The organism is Microbacterium sp. KU4F (assembly GCF_056868075.1).
This window is the reverse complement of sequence record NZ_CP200324.1, coordinates 1,927,955-1,943,430: the sequence shown is the minus strand read 5'-3', so window position 1 is coordinate 1,943,430 and position 15,476 is coordinate 1,927,955. Positions and strand designations below refer to the sequence as shown.

The 15,476-nt window shown below is 70.6% G+C and carries 16 protein-coding genes and 2 pseudogenes; 12 read left to right on the top strand and 6 right to left on the bottom strand.

Annotated elements, in window-relative coordinates; genetic code table 11:
• Window positions 1-51: 51 nt before the first annotated feature.
• From AC1VNH_RS09900 to AC1VNH_RS09870, 7 genes and pseudogenes are all read left to right on the top strand, one after another.
• A complete protein-coding gene (locus AC1VNH_RS09900) occupies window positions 52-873 on the top strand; it encodes an HtaA domain-containing protein (RefSeq protein ID WP_483111151.1) in 822 nt (273 codons plus the stop codon).
• Window positions 870-1,967: a heme/hemin ABC transporter substrate-binding protein gene (locus tag AC1VNH_RS09895; protein ID WP_483111150.1), complete on the top strand. Its 1,098-nt coding sequence runs from the start codon at window positions 870-872 to the stop codon at window positions 1,965-1,967. Before AC1VNH_RS09900 ends, AC1VNH_RS09895 begins: the two co-directional genes overlap by 4 nt.
• An 11-nt stretch (window positions 1,968-1,978) precedes the next feature.
• Window positions 1,979-3,013, top strand: coding sequence for a FecCD family ABC transporter permease (locus tag AC1VNH_RS09890; protein WP_483111148.1), 1,035 nt, complete (start codon window positions 1,979-1,981; stop codon window positions 3,011-3,013).
• Window positions 3,004-3,372 (top strand): annotated as a pseudogene (locus AC1VNH_RS09885) (ATP-binding cassette domain-containing protein); the annotation flags it as partial. The gene AC1VNH_RS09890 and the pseudogene AC1VNH_RS09885, both read left to right, overlap by 10 nt.
• A gap of 113 nt (window positions 3,373-3,485) precedes the next feature.
• The gene (locus AC1VNH_RS09880; protein WP_483112747.1) at window positions 3,486-3,785 is read left to right on the top strand and encodes an ATP-binding cassette domain-containing protein; all 300 of its coding nucleotides are present in this window, start codon (window positions 3,486-3,488) and stop codon (window positions 3,783-3,785) included.
• A 111-nt stretch (window positions 3,786-3,896) separates the two neighbouring features.
• The gene (locus AC1VNH_RS09875; RefSeq protein WP_483111145.1) at window positions 3,897-6,338 is read left to right on the top strand and encodes an HtaA domain-containing protein; all 2,442 of its coding nucleotides are present in this window, start codon (window positions 3,897-3,899) and stop codon (window positions 6,336-6,338) included.
• Between the two features lie 166 nt (window positions 6,339-6,504).
• Window positions 6,505-6,855: a potassium transporter Trk gene (locus tag AC1VNH_RS09870; RefSeq protein WP_483111144.1), complete on the top strand. Its 351-nt coding sequence runs from the start codon at window positions 6,505-6,507 to the stop codon at window positions 6,853-6,855.
• 2 nt (window positions 6,856-6,857) lie between these two features.
• Here the strand turns inward: AC1VNH_RS09870 and AC1VNH_RS09865 are convergent, their stop codons facing one another.
• Window positions 6,858-7,448 carry a zinc-binding alcohol dehydrogenase gene (locus AC1VNH_RS09865; RefSeq protein ID WP_483111142.1) on the bottom strand — a complete coding sequence of 197 codons (591 nt, stop codon included), beginning with the start codon at window positions 7,446-7,448 and terminating at the stop codon, window positions 6,858-6,860.
• Between the two features lie 277 nt (window positions 7,449-7,725).
• On the opposite strand from AC1VNH_RS09865, the pseudogene purM reads away from it, so the two are divergent.
• Both purM and purF read left to right on the top strand, forming a co-directional pair.
• A pseudogene (gene purM, locus AC1VNH_RS09860) lies at window positions 7,726-8,779 on the top strand (phosphoribosylformylglycinamidine cyclo-ligase).
• 6 nt (window positions 8,780-8,785) lie between these two features.
• On the top strand, window positions 8,786-10,246 hold the full coding sequence (gene purF, locus AC1VNH_RS09855; RefSeq protein WP_483111140.1) for an amidophosphoribosyltransferase: 1,461 nt from the start codon (window positions 8,786-8,788) through the stop codon (window positions 10,244-10,246).
• Between the two features lie 96 nt (window positions 10,247-10,342).
• Here purF and AC1VNH_RS09850 read toward each other — a convergent pair whose 3' ends face one another.
• Entirely contained in the window at window positions 10,343-10,537 is a 195-nt protein-coding gene (locus tag AC1VNH_RS09850) for a DUF3073 domain-containing protein (RefSeq protein WP_137418327.1), read from the bottom strand.
• 145 nt (window positions 10,538-10,682) lie between these two features.
• On the opposite strand from AC1VNH_RS09850, the gene AC1VNH_RS09845 reads away from it, so the two are divergent.
• Window positions 10,683-11,177, top strand: a complete 495-nt coding sequence (locus AC1VNH_RS09845) for a universal stress protein (protein ID WP_483112716.1) — start codon at window positions 10,683-10,685, stop codon at window positions 11,175-11,177.
• 3 nt (window positions 11,178-11,180) lie between these two features.
• On the opposite strand, the gene AC1VNH_RS09840 is transcribed toward AC1VNH_RS09845, so the two are convergent.
• The 4 genes from AC1VNH_RS09840 to AC1VNH_RS09825 all read right to left on the bottom strand — a co-directional run bounded on the left by AC1VNH_RS09840 (window position 11,181) and on the right by AC1VNH_RS09825 (window position 13,987).
• Window positions 11,181-11,786 (bottom strand): PadR family transcriptional regulator, encoded by a 606-nt coding sequence (locus AC1VNH_RS09840; protein ID WP_344226550.1) that lies wholly within the window; start codon window positions 11,784-11,786, stop codon window positions 11,181-11,183.
• A complete protein-coding gene (locus AC1VNH_RS09835; protein WP_344226548.1) occupies window positions 11,786-12,619 on the bottom strand; it encodes a DUF4097 family beta strand repeat-containing protein in 834 nt (277 codons plus the stop codon). The genes AC1VNH_RS09840 and AC1VNH_RS09835 overlap by 1 nt, the downstream gene beginning before the upstream one ends.
• 263 nt (window positions 12,620-12,882) lie before the next feature.
• The gene (locus AC1VNH_RS09830; protein WP_483111139.1) at window positions 12,883-13,746 is read right to left on the bottom strand and encodes a class I SAM-dependent methyltransferase; all 864 of its coding nucleotides are present in this window, start codon (window positions 13,744-13,746) and stop codon (window positions 12,883-12,885) included.
• 76 nt (window positions 13,747-13,822) lie between these two features.
• A complete protein-coding gene (locus tag AC1VNH_RS09825) occupies window positions 13,823-13,987 on the bottom strand; it encodes a DUF2207 domain-containing protein (protein WP_137418322.1) in 165 nt (54 codons plus the stop codon).
• A 229-nt stretch (window positions 13,988-14,216) separates the two neighbouring features.
• Between AC1VNH_RS09825 and AC1VNH_RS09820 the strand changes: the two genes are divergently transcribed.
• Both AC1VNH_RS09820 and AC1VNH_RS09815 read left to right on the top strand, forming a co-directional pair.
• On the top strand, window positions 14,217-14,486 hold the full coding sequence (locus AC1VNH_RS09820; RefSeq protein WP_243232094.1) for a DUF7218 family protein: 270 nt from the start codon (window positions 14,217-14,219) through the stop codon (window positions 14,484-14,486).
• 1 nt (window position 14,487) lies between these two features.
• Entirely contained in the window at window positions 14,488-15,450 is a 963-nt protein-coding gene (locus AC1VNH_RS09815) for a DNA topoisomerase IB (RefSeq protein ID WP_483111137.1), read from the top strand.
• Window positions 15,451-15,476: the final 26 nt, after the last annotated feature.

The window sequence follows — 15,476 nt, the reverse complement described above, 5'->3', positions numbered from 1 at the left end:
TCCGATAGGGTAGGCAAGCCTTACCTCATTCGCCAACGGAATGGTCCCGCCATGCTCTTTCGTTCCGCTGTGTCCGCGATCGCGCTGTCCGCCGCACTGCTTGCACTGCCCACGCCCGCTCTCGGCACGGAGCGGTCTGCCGCAGCGGTCGACGAGGCGTGCGCGGTGACCGGCGGTTCGCTGACCTGGGGCTTCAAGGAGTCGTTCCGCTCCTACATCTCGGGCACGATCGCGAAGGGGGCGTGGGAGCCCGTCGACGGTGCGTCCTACGCCACGCCGGTCTTCAGCTGGCCGGCCACCGGCGGCAGCGTGGATCCCGTGACGGGCGAGGGGTCGGTGTCCTTCGGCGGCGGTGTGCGCTTCACGGGGCACAATGGGCTGCTCGACACGACGATCGCCCAGCCCACCCTGGTCATCGACTCCTCGGGCGCGCACCTCCTGCTCGACGTGAGCGGGCTCTCGATGGAGGACGCACTGGCCGGGGCGACCGACCGGGTGCACTCCGCCGCTCAGGTCGATTTCGTTGCACTCGACCTCGCAGCCGCGGCGCCCACGACGACCGACACCGGGATCTCCGCGACGGAGGTCCCCACGGCCGTCACCGCGGACGGCTACGCGCAGTTCGGCAACTATGAGACGGGGACGGCATTCGATCCGATCTCCTTCGACGTGACGTTCGCCTGCGCCGATCCCGCCCCCGATCCCGAGGCGGCGTCCGCGCCCGAGCCGACCCCGGCCGCCGAGACGGCCGCCGCCGAGACGCCGGCCCCGGTGTGGCTGTGGGGCGTTGGTGCCGCGTTCGCCGCAGTGGCTGCTGCAGCGACGGTGATCATCGCCCGGCTGAGACGCCGCCGGGGCGAGGACGCGTCGTGAGGCGCCGCGCCCTCCTCGCCGCTCTGGCGGCCACCGCGGCGTTGCTCGCCGGGTGCGCTGCGCCCTCGCCGTCGTCGTCCGCGGAGGCGCCGGCCGTCGAGGCCGTGCCGATGTCGGAGTGGAATGTGCTCGAGGATCCGCGCTCGTACGAGGGTCCGTCCACCGCCGTCCTGCCCGACGCGGCGATCGTCCCGGTCGCCGCCGAGCCCGTGCAGTCGCTGCCGACGACCGCACTCTCCCACGATCTCGGCGGAGTGACTGAGGTGACGGTCGCAGATACCTCCCGCGTCGTCGCGATGGACCTGGCCGGTTCGTTGGCGGCGACCGTCTGGGGACTCGGCTTCGGCGACTCCCTCGTCGGACGCGACGTGTCGACCGTCTTTCCGGGGGTCGAGGATCTGCCCGTCATCACGACCGGTGGCCACACCGTCAGCTCCGAGGCGGTCATCGCGCTTCGCCCCACGCTGGTCATCACGGACGGCTCGATCGGTCCGAGGGACGTGGTCGAACAGCTGAGGGATGTGGGCATCCCCGTCGTCTTCCTCGAGAACGAGGCATCTTTCGCCGGCGCGCAGCAGCTGGCCCGCGACGTCGCAGCGGTGTTCGGCGCGCCCGCGGCGGGGGAGGCCCTGGCCACGCGCATCGGCGACGAGGTGGATCGCGCGCGAGCGGACATCGCCGCGATCGCCCCTGCGAGCGACGCAGATCGGCTGCGCATGGTCTTCCTCTACCTGCGGGGAACGGCCGGCGTGTACTACCTGTTCGGCGAGGAGTCCGGTGCCGACGAGCTCATCCGGGCGCTGGGCGGCGTCGATGTGGCCGATGAGCTCGGATGGGACGGGATGCGCCCGCTCACCGATGAGGCGATGGTCGCGGCGAATCCCGACCTCATCCTGGTCATGTCCGGCGGTATCGAGTCCGTCGGAGGCGTCGACGGACTGCTCGCCGCGAAGCCGGCGATCGCCATAACGACGGCCGGGGCTCACCGCCGCTTCGTCGACATGGCCGACGGTCAGATCCTCTCGTTCGGCCCCCGCTCGGCCGAGGTGCTCGAGGCGCTGGCGCGCGCCGTGTACGCGCCGGCCGCGTCGTGAGTGCTCGGGCGATGAGGGCCCGTCGGGTGCTGGTGGGCGGCGCGGCCGGCGTCCTCCTCGTGGTCGGGGTGTTCCTGTCCGCGGGTGTGGGGCAGCTGCCCATCCCCGCATCCGAGGTCGGCGGATCACTCCTGCATGCGGTCGGCGTCGCGAACCCCTGGGCTCCGACCGATCCGCTCGTCGAGCAGACCCTGTGGCAGATCCGCTTCCCCCGCGTCGTCATGTCGCTGCTCGTCGGTGCCCTGCTCGCGATGGCGGGTGCCGTCATGCAGTCGATCTTCGGAAACCCGCTCGCCGAGCCCGGCGTCGTCGGCGTCTCCTCTGGCGCCGCCGTCGGCGCGGCTGCATCCATCACGCTGGGCCTTGCCGCCTTCGGCGGGTGGACCACCGCCGTGTTCGCCTTTCTCGGCGGTCTCGCCGCGACGGGGATCGTCTACGCGACCGCGCGGGCTCAGGGGCGCACCGAGTCGGTCACGCTGATCCTCACGGGCATCGCGGTGAACGCCTTCGCGGGCGCGGCTCTCGCCGTGTTCATGTTCGTCGGGGATACCGCCTCTCGCGAGCAGATCGTCTTCTGGCAGCTCGGGTCCATGAACGGCTCGCGGTGGGACGAGGTCGGAGTCGTCGCCGTCGTGGGTGTGCTCTCCGCCGCGGGTGCTCTCGTGCTGGCGCGCAGGTACGACCTGCTGGCGCTCGGAGAGCGGACGGCGGCGCATCTCGGCGTGCGCGTGGAGCGGCTGCGGATCGTCTCCATCGTCCTGGTGGCTTCCATGACCGGTGTCGCCGTCGCGTTCGTGGGCATCATCGCGTTCGTCGGGCTCGTCGTGCCTCATCTCGTACGGATGCTGCTGGGCCCCGCCAACCGGCCGCTGCTGATCGCCTCCCTGCTCGGCGGGGCGGTGATCCTCGTCTACGCCGATCTGCTCGCACGCACGATCGTGCCGGCGGCCGATCTGCCCATCGGGATCCTCACCTCGCTCATCGGCGGACCCTTCTTCTACTGGCTCATCCGGCGCAGCCGTCGGCGTGGCGGAGGATGGGCATGAGCGCGCCGGCGATCCGTCTCGATACGATCGGCCTGCGTCTGGGCGGCGCCGACATCCTGCGCGATATCAGCCTGGACATCGGGTTCGGCCGGGTCGTCGCGCTCGTGGGCCCCAACGGAGCCGGCAAGTCCAGTCTCATGGGGATCATGGCGGGCGACGTGCGACCCGCCTCCGGCGAGGTGCTCCTGGACGGGCGACCCATCGGCGCCCTCCGGCCCTCGGAACTGGCGCGGATGCGGTCGGTGCTGCTGCAGGAGAACCGTGTGGCCTTCGCCTTCACCGCGTACGAAGTGGTGGAGATGGGCCGCGCTCCCTGGCGCGGGGAGGGTCACGGAAGCGACGACGCCGCCATCGCCGACGCCATGGCGGCGGCCGATGTCGCGCATCTCTCCGACCGGACGTACATGTCGCTCTCGGGGGAGAGAAGGCCCGCACCTCGCTCGCGCGGGTGCTCGCGCAGGACACTCCCGTGGTGCTCCTCGACGAGCCGACCGCGGCGCTGGATCTCCGACATCAGGAGGATGTGCTGCGCATCGCCCGCCGACTCGCCGCCGCCGGGCGAGCGGTCGTCGTGGTGCTGCACGATCTGTCCCTTGCGGCTGCATACGCGGACGACGTGGCGATGGTCGCCGACGGAGCGCTCGCCGCCTTCGGTGACCCCGCCGAGGTGCTCACCGCCGAGCGTGTCGAGTCCGTCTACGCGACACCGGTGCGGATCCTGACCGACCCCGACACCGGCCGGCCGATCGTCCTGCCGCGGCGCTTCGCGTAACGGGCGCATATCGAATTCTCAGATTCGACTTTGGTAAGGCTAAGCTAACGTCTGATCGCGAGATGGGTCACGCCCCGCGATCACCGACCCGCCTTCCGCAAGGAGTTACCCGTGCACAGATCACCTCGAGCGTCGCTGCGGCGCCTGCTCGCGAGCGCGGTGGCGACCGCCCTCGTCGCCTCCGCCGCCGTCTTCGGCGCCGCCGTTCCCGCCCAGGCCGCCAGCTACACGCTCTCGGCGACCGCCGCCGTCGACCCCGGAACATCCGTCACCGTCTCCGTCACGGGAGGCGGCTACGGCAACATCGCGGCCCTTCCGGGGCAGTCTCAGCCGTCCCTGTACATCGCACTCATCCCCGCCGACACGGATCTCGGCAGCATCCAGCTCGGCGGCAGCATCCCCGCCGCCGCGGTCTCCCCCGACCCCTCCGGCACCATTTCCGGCTCGCTCGAGCAGTCTGCCGCGACGCTCGACCGCACGAAGTCCTACGACGTGATCGCCTGGCCCTCCCGCTCGAACCCGAGTGCGAGCAACCTGTACGCGCGTACCGGCGTCGCGATCGACTGGACGGCGTTGTTCCCCGCGACGGCGACCACCACCACGCTCGCAGCCGCGCCCGCATCCGCCGTGGCAGGAGCCGAGGTGGCGTTGACCGCGACGGTCGCGCCCGCGGCGGCGGGCTCGGTCGAGTTCTTCGACGGTGCCGCGTCTCTGGGCAGCGTTGCAGCGGCTTCGGGCACCGCGGTGCTGCGGACCTCGTCGCTGAGCGTCGCCGACCACACACTGAAGGCGGCGTTCACGCCCGCCGACACGTCGGCATACGCGGCGTCGACCTCGACCGCGATCACGGTGTCGATCACCGCGCCCCCCGCGGAGCGCACCCCGACCCTCACGCTCTCGAAGTCGACCGGGCTGAACCCGGCCGGCGAGGAGATCACCGTCACGGGAACCGGCTACAACCCGAACCAGCCGATCTACCTCACCTCCTGTGTCGATGTGCCCCTGGGCGAGGTCTCGTTCACATTCATCTCCGCGAACCGGTGCACGACCGGCGCGAAGCAGATCACCTCCAACCCGACCACTCCCACGATGGTCGCCTTCCAGCCGGACGGCTCCTTCACGACCACGTTCACGGTGCAGCCGAAGGACGGATCGACCGCGCTGTACACGCTCGCCAACCACACCGCGATGAACGACCGCACGCAGGACGCCAAGGCCGTCGTGTCCTTCGCGGCGGTGCAGCCCGAGCCCGAGCCGGAGGTCGAGCCCGCCGTCACGGTGACGCCGAGCACGCCGCTGGACCCCTCGGTGCAGAACGTGCTGACCGTCGCCGGTACCGGCTTCGTCGGAGCCGGCGCCGCGAACGGCGCATACGTCCTGCTGGGTGAGACCTCCGCCTGGAGCGGCGGCTCGCCGCTGCCCACCGCGGGCTGGATCGCCCAGGCGTGGGTCCCGTCGGCCGGTATCGTCGACGGCGCGTTCTCGACGACGCTGACCGTGCCCGCAGGGGCGCTCGACGCATCGAAGAGCTACCAGGTCGTCACCTCCGCGGCACACGGCCTGTCCGTCACCGACCGTTCGCTCGACACGTTCACGCCGGTCGCCGTCGCGCAGCCCGTGGCTCCCTTCGTCGGCTTCCCGGTCGGCGCGAGCGCGCAGCAGGGTGGTGTGCTCACGATCACCGGAGGCGGCTTCCAGGCCGGCGACGCCGTGACGGCCGTCGCTCACTCCGAGCCGGTGCGCATCGGCACGGTGCCGGCGAGCGGCAGCGGCACCGTCACGTTCAGCTGGAACGTCCCCGCGGACTTCCCGGTGGGCGCGCACACGGTCGAACTCAGCGTGAACGGTGCGGTCGTCGCATCCGCTCCCTTCTCCGTCACCGCGGCGACCGTCGTCCCCGCAGTCGAGCAGGTCGCGGCTCCCGTCTGCGTCGCCCGCGCCGTGTCGGGCGCGAGCATCGACTGGGGCGTCAAGGAGTCGTTCCGCTCCTACGTCACCGGTTCGGTCGCGAACGGCGCGATCGACGGCGGCTGGGGAGCAGGTTCGGGGGCCTTCAACACCGAGGCCGACCGCGGACGGGTGAGCTTCGGCGGATCCGTGCACTACACGGGGCACAGCGGTGCGCTCGACATGACGCTGTCGAACCCCCGCATCCAGATCAACAACGCGAGTTCCGCCTCGCTCATCCTGAACGTGCAGTCGAAGGGGTTCAACGGCTCGCCCGACACGAACGCATCGGGCATCGTCTTCGCGACGCTGTCCCTTCCTCAGGCGCAGGAGTCAGCGAACCGTGTGACGTTCTCCGGGGCGTCGGCGACGCTCACCTCGGCGGGTGCGCAGGCCTTCGCCGGCTTCTATGAGGCGGGCACGGCGCTGGATGCCGTCACCTTCTCGCTGCCGCTCGGTGCCGAGGTGCCGTGCGACAGCGCCACCGACAGCGCGCTGGCGTCCACGGGCTCCGCTGCGCCGACGGATGCGCTCTGGTTCGGCATCGGTGTGATCGCGTTCGGCGGCGTGCTGCTGGTGGCCATGCGTCGCCGTCAGCGGGCCTGACAGGCTCGGCGCCCCGCGAACGGCTTCCGCGGGGCGCCGAAACCCGAAGCGCCGGTCCTGGGGGCCGGCGCTTCGGCGTGTCCGCGGGCGCGCCGAGCCCCCGCGCCGTGACATCGCGCTCCAGCGCTCTGACGAGCGTGCATGCCGCGGATGAGACAATGGACCCATGGCCACCGAGCCGCAGGACCCCCAGACCCCCCGCACGGTCACCGACGAACACGTCGAGACCCTGCGGGTGCGTCGCGCACCCAAGTACGGTGTCTTCCTCGTTCTGGGCGCGGCCGTGGGTGTGCTCGTCGCGATGATCCTGACCTTCGCGTTCCACGGCACCGACGAGCCGAGCGCTGCGGGCGTGCAGTACACCCAGATGCAGGTGTTCGGCTTCCTCGCCCTCGTCTGCGCCGTGGTCGGCCTCACCGTCGGCGGAGTCATCGCCCTGCTCTTCGACCGGGCTATGGCGCGGCGCGCCCGCGACGTCTCTGTCGAGGTCGCCCGCGTTCGACGCGACGGGGACTGAATTCAGGCCAGTTCCGCGATGATCGGATGGATCGCCGCGTCGAAGGCCGCCACATCCCCGCGCAGGCCGTCGGTCACGGCGATCGTGAGGGAGCCGATCCACCACAGTCCCCGCTGGGCGAGCGGCAGTACCTGCACGTTCAGCTCGAACGAGTGCGCGCGCCGGCCCACCTCGCGCTCGTGCACGGCGATCGCGCTCGCGTACGCACGGTAGGACGAGCCGCGCACGCGATCGGTGTGGACAGCGCTGGCGGAACGGGCGAAGGCGAGCGCCGCGCCGGCGTGGGGAACGATCGCGGCACGCAGTTCGTCGGCGCCGTCGGCGGGCAGCGCGAGCAGGGTGTCCATGCCCGCGACGAGCTCCAGCGGCACCTCGGAGGGGTGGGCCATCGGCTCCACGGTCATCGCCCACAGCGCGCGCCACTGCCGCTCCAGCACCGCATCCGCCTCGGGCGCGTCGGTCGGGACGCCGCGAAGCCCGGGCAGTTCCTCGGGACTGCGGATGCCGAGCATCTGCCGTAGGTAGAGCGCGGCGAGCACGCTCGGCCCCGCGTCTTCGCGGACCACCCACTGCGGCCTCTCGGCGCTCGGCATGCCGTCATTGTAGGGGCCGCCCGGCCCTCGCCGGGTGCGTGGCGCCCAGGCGCGCATCTCACCGGTATCCGTGCGACGACGTGTGCACGACCGATCGCACCTCGGCCGGCTCATGCGCCTCGTGCGTGCGCGTGTGCCCCACCGATCGTGCGGATGTCGCACCGCCTCACCCGGCGGAGCGACGGTGCGCTCGGCCGGGTAGGCTGAAGGGGTGGCTCCCGATCCCTATGCCGCCGCGGGTGTAGACACCGCCGCGGGTGATCTGGCCGTCGAACTCATGAAGTCGGCCGTGCGTCGCACCCAGGGCCCCGAGGTCCTGGGCGGCGTCGGCGGATTCGCAGGGCTGTTCGACGCCTCCGCTCTTCTCGGCTACCGCCGGCCGCTGCTGGCCTCCAGCACCGACGGCGTGGGCACCAAGGTCGCCATCGCGCAGGCGATCGACAAGCACGACACCATCGGTCAGGACCTGGTCGGCATGGTCGTCGACGACATCGTCGTGGTCGGCGCCAAGCCGCTGTTCATGACGGACTACATCGCGTGCGGCAAGGTCGTCCCCGAGCGCATCGCCGCCATCGTGCGCGGTATCGCCGAGGGCTGTGAGGCCACCGGAACCGCGCTCGTGGGCGGCGAGACGGCCGAGCATCCGGGGCTCCTCGGAGTCGCCGACTACGACGTCGCGGGAGCCGCGACGGGCGTGGTCGAGGCCGACCGCGTGCTGGGCGCCGACCGCGTCCGCCCGGGCGACGCGGTGATCGCACTGGCCTCGAGCGGACTCCACGCCAACGGCTACTCCCTCGTGCGTCACATCGTGGCCCGCGCCGGTGTGCAGTACGGCGATCACGCCGCGGACTTCGGCCGCACGTGGGGCGAGGCACTCCTCGAGCCCACCCGCCTCTACACGACACCGATCCTCGCGCTCATCGATGAGCTCGGCGGCGACGTGCACAGCCTCAGCCACGTGACCGGCGGCGGCATCGGCGCGAACCTCGCTCGGGTGCTCGCGCCCGGGAAGCTGGGTCGAGGTCGACCGTTCCACGTGGTCGCCCGCGCCCGTGTTCCGGGTGCTCGCCGATCTCGGCGATCTGCAGCTGGAGGCCACCGAGGGCACGTGGAACCTGGGCATCGGGTTCTTCGCGGTCATCTCCGCCGAGCGTGTGGATGCGGCCGCATCCGTTCTCGCTCGATACGGCATCGACGCCTGGCAGGTCGGCGTGGTGGGCGAGGGCTCACGGGCCGATGGCGAGTGGATCGAGGGTGCCAAGGGCGTCGACGGCGGCGCGGTGCGCCTGGTGGGCGCCTACGGCGACGGCACGCGAGACGGAGCGAACTAACACCTCATGTGCGGCATCGTCGGAATGGTCGGGCAGGGCCCGATCAATCAGGACATCTACGACTCCCTCCTGCTGCTGCAGCATCGCGGACAGGACTCCACCGGTATCGCGACCGCCGAGGGCTCGGGCGTCTTCCACATCGCCAAGGCGAAGGGTCAGGTGCGCGAGGCGTTCCGCACCCGCGACATGCGGGCCCTGCTCGGTGAGATCGGGCTCGGTCACGTGCGCTACGCCACGAAGGGCACGGCGTCCAACGAAGAAGAGGCGCAGCCCTTCTACGTCAACGCCCCCTACGGCATCGTCCTGGTGCACAACGGCAATCTGACCAACACGCGAGAGCTCACCGAGGAGCTGTTCCGCAAGGACCGCCGCCACCTCAACACGAGCTCCGACACCGAGCTGCTCGTGAACGTGCTCGCCGGCGAGCTGCAGTCCGAGATCCCGGGTCTCGAACTGGATGCCGAGCAGGTGTTCCGCGCCGTCGCACGTGTGCACGAGCGCGTCGAGGGCTCGTACGCCGCGATCGCCCTCATCGCCGGCCACGGCCTGCTGGCCTTCCGGGACCCGTTCGGCATCCGTCCGCTGATCCTCGGTCGCCGCTCCAACCCGGACGGTCACGACGAGTGGGTGGTGGCCTCCGAGTCGCTCGTCCTCGACAACGCCGGCTTCGAGGTCGTCCGCGACGTCGCTCCCGGCGAGGCCGTGTTCGTCGCGCTCGACGGGACGCTCCACGCGGGCCAGTGCGCGAGCGAGACGACGCTCGCGCCGTGCTCGTTCGAGTACGTGTATCTCGCGCGTCCCGACTCGGTCATGAACGGCATCTCGGTGTACGAGACGCGCCTGCGCATGGGCGACCGCCTCGCCGACACGATCGCGAAGTACACCCCGCAGGGCACGATCGACGTGGTCATGCCGATCCCGGACTCCTCGCGCCCCGCGGCGATGCAGGTGGCCCGCAAGCTCGGCATCGAGTACCGCGAGGGCTTCTACAAGAACCGCTACGTGGGTCGGACGTTCATCATGCCCGGCCAGGCCGTGCGCAAGAAGAGCGTCCGCCAGAAGCTCAACGCCATGCCGAGCGAGTTCAAGGGCAAGAACGTGCTGCTGGTCGACGACTCGATCGTGCGCGGCACGACGAGCAAGGAGATCATCCAGATGGCGCGGGATGCGGGCGCGCTGTCGGTGACGTTCGCCTCCGCCGCGCCGCCGGTGCGGTTCCCGCACGTCTACGGCATCAACATGCCGTCCCGGCACGAGCTGGTCGCGCACGGCCGGACGATCCCCGAGATCGCCGAGGAGCTCGGTGCGGACTACATGGTCTACCAGGAGATCGACGACCTCAAGGCGGCGATCCTCGAGGGCTCCGACATCACCGACCTCGACATGAGCTGCTTCGACGGGCGCTACGTGACCGGAACCGTCAGCGAGGAGTACCTCGCCTGGGTCGAGGGCACGCAGACGTCCTGACACCACAGAGCAGCCGCACGGGCACCGAAGCGGTGCGCCGTGCGGCCTGGCTGTGACGACGAGCGGGCGAGGTGTCGCCGCGCGGGCCCCGGTGAATTACCGGGCGCCCTCGAGCGAGTCTTCGTCCTCGTCTTCGTCCTCGTACTGGTCGGCCCACTTGTCGACGTACTCGTTCTCGTCACTCGGGTGACCGAGTTCGCGCTCGAGCGCCGCGTAGTTCACCGACGGGCTGAATGACTTCAGCTCACGGGCGATCTTCGTGTGCTTCGCCTTCTGACGGCCACGCCCCATGCGAGACCCCCTCATATTCTGACGGCGAGGGCTGCAGCTGGCGCCCATCGCATCCGCGTAGTCCGGTTTCTGAACCGGGAAGAGTAGCATCAACAATAACACGGTGGCTCGCGGGGTCTCTCCCGCGGCCGCCCGCGGAGGAGTCATGGGCGAAGAGGCTGTGGGACCGGTCGTGCTGGGAGCGACGGCGGATCTTCCCGATCGGGTCTGGATCGAAGCCGCCCGCTATGCGCGACTCTTCGGGCGCGATCTCGTCGTCGCCTATGTCGACGTGACGCGCTTCGTCACGTACGCCGACCCCGACGGGGTGGAACACAGCGCGCCGATCGATCTGAACCTCGCGGCGGGGCAGGCGCAAGCGGATGCGGTGCGCGCTCGAGCCGAGAAGCTGCTCGCGCCGGATGCATGGACGATGCGTTCGCTGGTGGGTGACCCGGCCATGGCGCTGAAGGATCTCGCCGATCAGGTGGACGCGGTGATGATCGTGGTGGGCACGCGCCGGCGGGGATTCGGCGAGACCCTGCGGGAGTTCTTCACCGGTTCGGTCGCCGCGCGCCTGGCCCATCGTCAGCACCGGCCGGTGCTCGTCGTTCCTCTCGAGGAGCCCCTGGCCGATGCCGACGATCCGTGGGTCGAGTAGTTCCTAGCCGCGCAGTCCCCGGGTGAGTTCGCGCGCGGCCGCATCCATCGCCTCGATGAAGGCGTCGACGGCGGATGCGGAGAGCTGTCCGCCCCGAGCCACGTGCGTGCGCATGTCGGCGCGCACCTGCGTGCGGAACTCGGTGACGGCCGCCTCCGCACGTCGCAGCTGCTCGCGCGTGGCGCTTCGCTCGTCGTCCTCGCGCGGCGGTGTCGGGGCGTCCCGGTCGGCTTTGGATGCCGCGGCGAGATCGGCGCGCAGGCTCCGCATCGCCTCGCGCACGCTGCCGCGCACCTCCTGGGCGATCAGGCGCACGGAATCCGCGAGGTCGGACTGGATGCCCTCGAGCTCGCCCGCGCGGGCCGCGACCTCGGCGCGCCCGGCATCCGTGAGCGCGTAGATCGTCTTGCGCCCGTCGACCGTCTTGGTGACCAGCCCCTCCTCCTCCAGCTTCGCGAGGCGCGGGTAGATCGTTCCGGCGCTCGGTGTGTAGGTGCCACCCGTGCGGTCGGCCAGCGCCTGCATGAGGTCGTAGCCGTGGCGAGGGGACTCGTCGAGGAGGCTGAGCAGGTACAGGCGCAGGTCGCCGTGGGAGAAGACCGGCGCCATCACTGCTCGTCCTCCCCGACGGGGCGGCGGAGCACCGTGATGTCGCCCGAGACCGAGTTCGCCCGCACGTCCACGAAGCTGCCGCTGAGCTCGCCGATCGAGCCGGAGTAGTTCGTGGTCGGTCCGCTGCCGCGGCCCGAGTGCGGCACCCCGTCGATCTGCACGCGGCCGCTGACACTGCGCACCACGTAGTTGGCGGGCAGGCCGGCATCCAGACGGATGGTGGTGCTGCCGGCGACGGTGTTCAGGCCGATCTGGTGCACCGGGCCGATCGCGTCGATCATCATGCTGCCGGAGACGGTGTCGACCGTCGCCTTCGTGATGCGTCCCGTCGCGGTCACGTCGCCCGAGACGCTGTTGGCGTTCAGTGCGCCGTCGAGTCCGCGGCTCTGCACGTCGCCCGAGACGGCGTTGACGGTGAGGTCGCCGCTCAGGCCGTCGACGATCACGTCGCCGGAGACGGTGTTGACCCGCGCATCCGCGGCGAGGCCGGAGACGAGAGCGCTGGCGTTGACGACGCCGAGGGTCAGGGCGATGTCCGCCGGGACCGCGACGCTGATCTCGGCCTTGGGGCCGCCGGAGCCGAAGTTGCGGAACACCTCGAGGAAGTTGTCCCACCGCAGTTGCGGGTGGTCGATCTCGATCCGGCCGTCTTCGGCGGAGATGCGCAGATCCTTCGTCGTCACCGCGTGCACCTCGATGCGCACGCCGGGTTCGTCGTGGGCGACGATGTCGATCTCACCGCCGACCAGGCCCACCTTCAGGTGCGTGATGTCGTCCAGGTCGATCACGCGCGTCTCGCCGGGGTGGATGAGCCACTTTTCCGGTGCCATGTCGGTTCTCCTCGTCTATCGAGATATATCGCGTTGCGACGATAACACGATATATCTCGATTCGGAAGGCCCGAACTCCTGCACATCTGCGGATCGCGGGCGCCGAGCCCGCCGAGGTGGCGGAATTGCAGGAGTTCGGGCGCTGGCTGGCGAGCACAACTCAGCCAGAACCGCGGGTCGTCGCCCGGTGGGATGCGCAGGAGGCGGGGTGTGGCTGAGTTGTGCACCGAGGTGCGTGGTGCCGGTGCGGATGCCGGCGAAGATCAGGCCGGCTTGGTGGCCCGGATCGTGTAGGTCAGCGGCATGACGCCGGCGAAACGGCCGGTCAGCACCCACTCGCCGTCGGTGGCGCGGTGCGTCATGCGGCCGGGCAGCGCCTCCCACGGCACGCTGTCGTGCTCGACGAGCGCGTCGATGCGCAGGCCCGCATCCAGCAGCGCGGTCACGATCTCGCCCAGGGCATGGTTCCACTCGTAGGTCTTGGTCGCCGTCAGCGCACGTGTCGTCGGCACGTAGGTCGAGTCGTCGTCCCATTCGAGGGGCTCGGTCGGCTCGAAATAGGAGAAGCGGAGGTGGATGTCGTCTTCGAGAGTCTCGTTGACCGACCACAGGATCGGGTGTCCCTCACGGATGAACAGCGACCCGCCGGGGGCGAGCAGGGTCGCGACGACCCGGGCCCACTCGTCGACCCGGGGCAGCCAGCACAGTGCGCCGATGCCGGTGTAGACGAGGTCGAAGGATGCGGGCTCGAGGACCGATGCCGCATCCCGCACGTCGGAGCGGACGAAGTCGACGTCGTCGCCCGACTCTGCGACGAGCCTGCGGGCCTCGGCGATCGCCGTCTCGGAGAAGTCCAGCCCCGTGACGCGGGCGCCGAGCCGCGCGAGCGAGAGCGTGTCGGTGCCGATGTGGCACTGCAGGTGCGCGGCGCGCTTGCCGCGGATGTCGCCGAGCAGGGGCAGATCGAACCGGACGACGTCGGAGAGCGCTTCGCGGTCGGCGACGAAGCGTTCGATCCCGTACCCGGATCCGTCGCGGGCGGCGTGGAGTTCGGCGCGCTCATCCCAGTTGGCGCGGTTCGCCTCGACGAAGGGGGTGGGATCGATGTGCTCGCGCGCGGAGACCATGCGCTCACGCTACCCGCGGACAGCCGCGCACGAGAAAGAGGCACCCGTCGGCGACGGATGCCCCTTTCTCGAGGTGTCAGACCTTGCTGCCGCCTCGGATGACTCGGAGCAGGAATGCGATCAGCGCGATGACGCCGACGATGAGCGCCACCCACAGCAACCAGTTCAGCGCTGTGTTGAGGCCTCCGACGATCGCCAGCACGATGGCGACGACGATGATGATGAGCAGTGCGATGTTCATCTGGATTCTCCTCGTTCTCGCCGGGACGCCGCGCGACCCGGATGCCTCGTGGGCACACCCCCACGTTCCCACTGCGCACTCACAGCATCAGAGGGGTTGACGCTCGAAAGCGGCCGGTGCTAGTCGCATAGGCGCGCGTCCTCTCACATGTCAAGCCCGCTGAGGTACGGATGCGGGGCGCTCTAGCGTCGGGGGAACGCTTCGCGGACGCGGGGCGGGAGAGGCCGACATGCCGGGTGGACGCGGGGCGAACAGCCTGAAGGATCCGAAGCTGTACGAGGAACTGCGCGACGAGGGCGCGTCGAAGGAGAAGGCCGCGCGCATCTCCAACGCGGCCGCGCGTGACGGGCGGTCGGCCGTCGGTAGACGCGGCGGGCGCTCCGGCGACTACGAGGACTGGACGGTGCCCGAACTGCGCAAGCGAGCGAAGGAGCTCGGTCTCACGGGGTACTCGGGCAAGCGCAAGGCGGAGCTGATCTCGGCTCTGCGCGACCACTGACGTGGCGCGACTGGCCCGGGTCGATCCCGGATCGGATGCGGGAATCTCCCGCACGCGCAGCGGTACGGGGTTCAGCTACACGCGGCCCGACGGCACGAAGGTCACGGCCGCGGAGCGCGCCCGCATCGAGGCCCTCGTCATCCCGCCGGCCTGGCGGGAGGTGTGGATCTGCACGAAGGACAACGGCCACATCCAGGCGGTCGGCACCGACGACGCCGGGCGTCGACAGTACCTGTACCACCCCGATTGGTCGGCCAAGCGGGACAAGGGCAAGTACGCGCGGGCGCTGGCCCTGGCGGAGTCGCTGCCGCGCGCCCGCGGACGGGTGACGGCGGCGCTGCGGCGAGCGGACGACTCGCGTGAGGCCGTGCTCGCCGCCGCGTTCCGCATGCTGGATGCGGGCGCCATCCGCATCGGCTCGACGAAGTACCTGCGCCGCGGCGGCGGACGAGGCCTCACGACCCTGCAGCGCCGCGACGTCCGCGTCGAGGCGGGGGTGATCGAGCTCGACTTCCCCGCCAAGAGCGGGGTGCGCGCCCGCATCCGGATCGAGGACGAGGACCTCGCCGTCGTCCTCGAGCAGTTGACGGCGGGGCGTCCGCGCTCCCCGCTGCTGGCCTACCGGCGCGGACGGCGACGTGTGCCCCTCACTCCGGGGGAGGTGAACGCCTACATCCGCGTGCTGACCGGCGGAGACTTCACGGCGAAGGACTTCCGGACGCTGCGGGGAACGGTGACCGCGGCGGAGAGTCTCGCGCGTCTCGGTCACGTGGAGACGAAGAAGGCGCGAAAGCTCGCGGAGCGAGACGCCGTGAAGGCGACGGCGGCCGTGCTGTGCAACACCCCCTCGGTGGCGCGCAGCAGCTACATCGACCCGCGCGTGTGGCGGGCATATGCGAAGGGACGGCTGCTGGAGTCGGGCGTCTCACCCGAGACCGCGATCCGCCGCCTCGTCGAGGGCTGAGCGCAGACCCGGAACGGCGGCGGTAC

Coding starts and splice junctions, on each gene's coding strand:
- AC1VNH_RS09825 (WP_137418322.1), bottom strand. CDS start 13,987: ATGAACATCGCACTGCTCATCATCATCGTCGTCGCCATCGTGCTGGCG.
- AC1VNH_RS09870 (WP_483111144.1), top strand. CDS start 6,505: ATGGCCACCGAGCCGCAGGACCCCCAGACCCCCCGCACGGTCACCGAC.
- AC1VNH_RS09850 (WP_137418327.1), bottom strand. CDS start 10,537: ATGGGGCGTGGCCGTCAGAAGGCGAAGCACACGAAGATCGCCCGTGAG.
- AC1VNH_RS09820 (WP_243232094.1), top strand. CDS start 14,217: ATGCCGGGTGGACGCGGGGCGAACAGCCTGAAGGATCCGAAGCTGTAC.
- AC1VNH_RS09890 (WP_483111148.1), top strand. CDS start 1,979: ATGAGGGCCCGTCGGGTGCTGGTGGGCGGCGCGGCCGGCGTCCTCCTC.
- AC1VNH_RS09900 (WP_483111151.1), top strand. CDS start 52: ATGCTCTTTCGTTCCGCTGTGTCCGCGATCGCGCTGTCCGCCGCACTG.
- AC1VNH_RS09835 (WP_344226548.1), bottom strand. CDS start 12,619: ATGGCACCGGAAAAGTGGCTCATCCACCCCGGCGAGACGCGCGTGATC.
- purF (WP_483111140.1), top strand. CDS start 8,786: ATGTGCGGCATCGTCGGAATGGTCGGGCAGGGCCCGATCAATCAGGAC.
- AC1VNH_RS09830 (WP_483111139.1), bottom strand. CDS start 13,746: ATGGTCTCCGCGCGCGAGCACATCGATCCCACCCCCTTCGTCGAGGCG.
- AC1VNH_RS09840 (WP_344226550.1), bottom strand. CDS start 11,786: ATGGCGCCGGTCTTCTCCCACGGCGACCTGCGCCTGTACCTGCTCAGC.
- AC1VNH_RS09845 (WP_483112716.1), top strand. CDS start 10,683: ATGGGCGAAGAGGCTGTGGGACCGGTCGTGCTGGGAGCGACGGCGGAT.
- AC1VNH_RS09865 (WP_483111142.1), bottom strand. CDS start 7,448: ATGCCGAGCGCCGAGAGGCCGCAGTGGGTGGTCCGCGAAGACGCGGGG.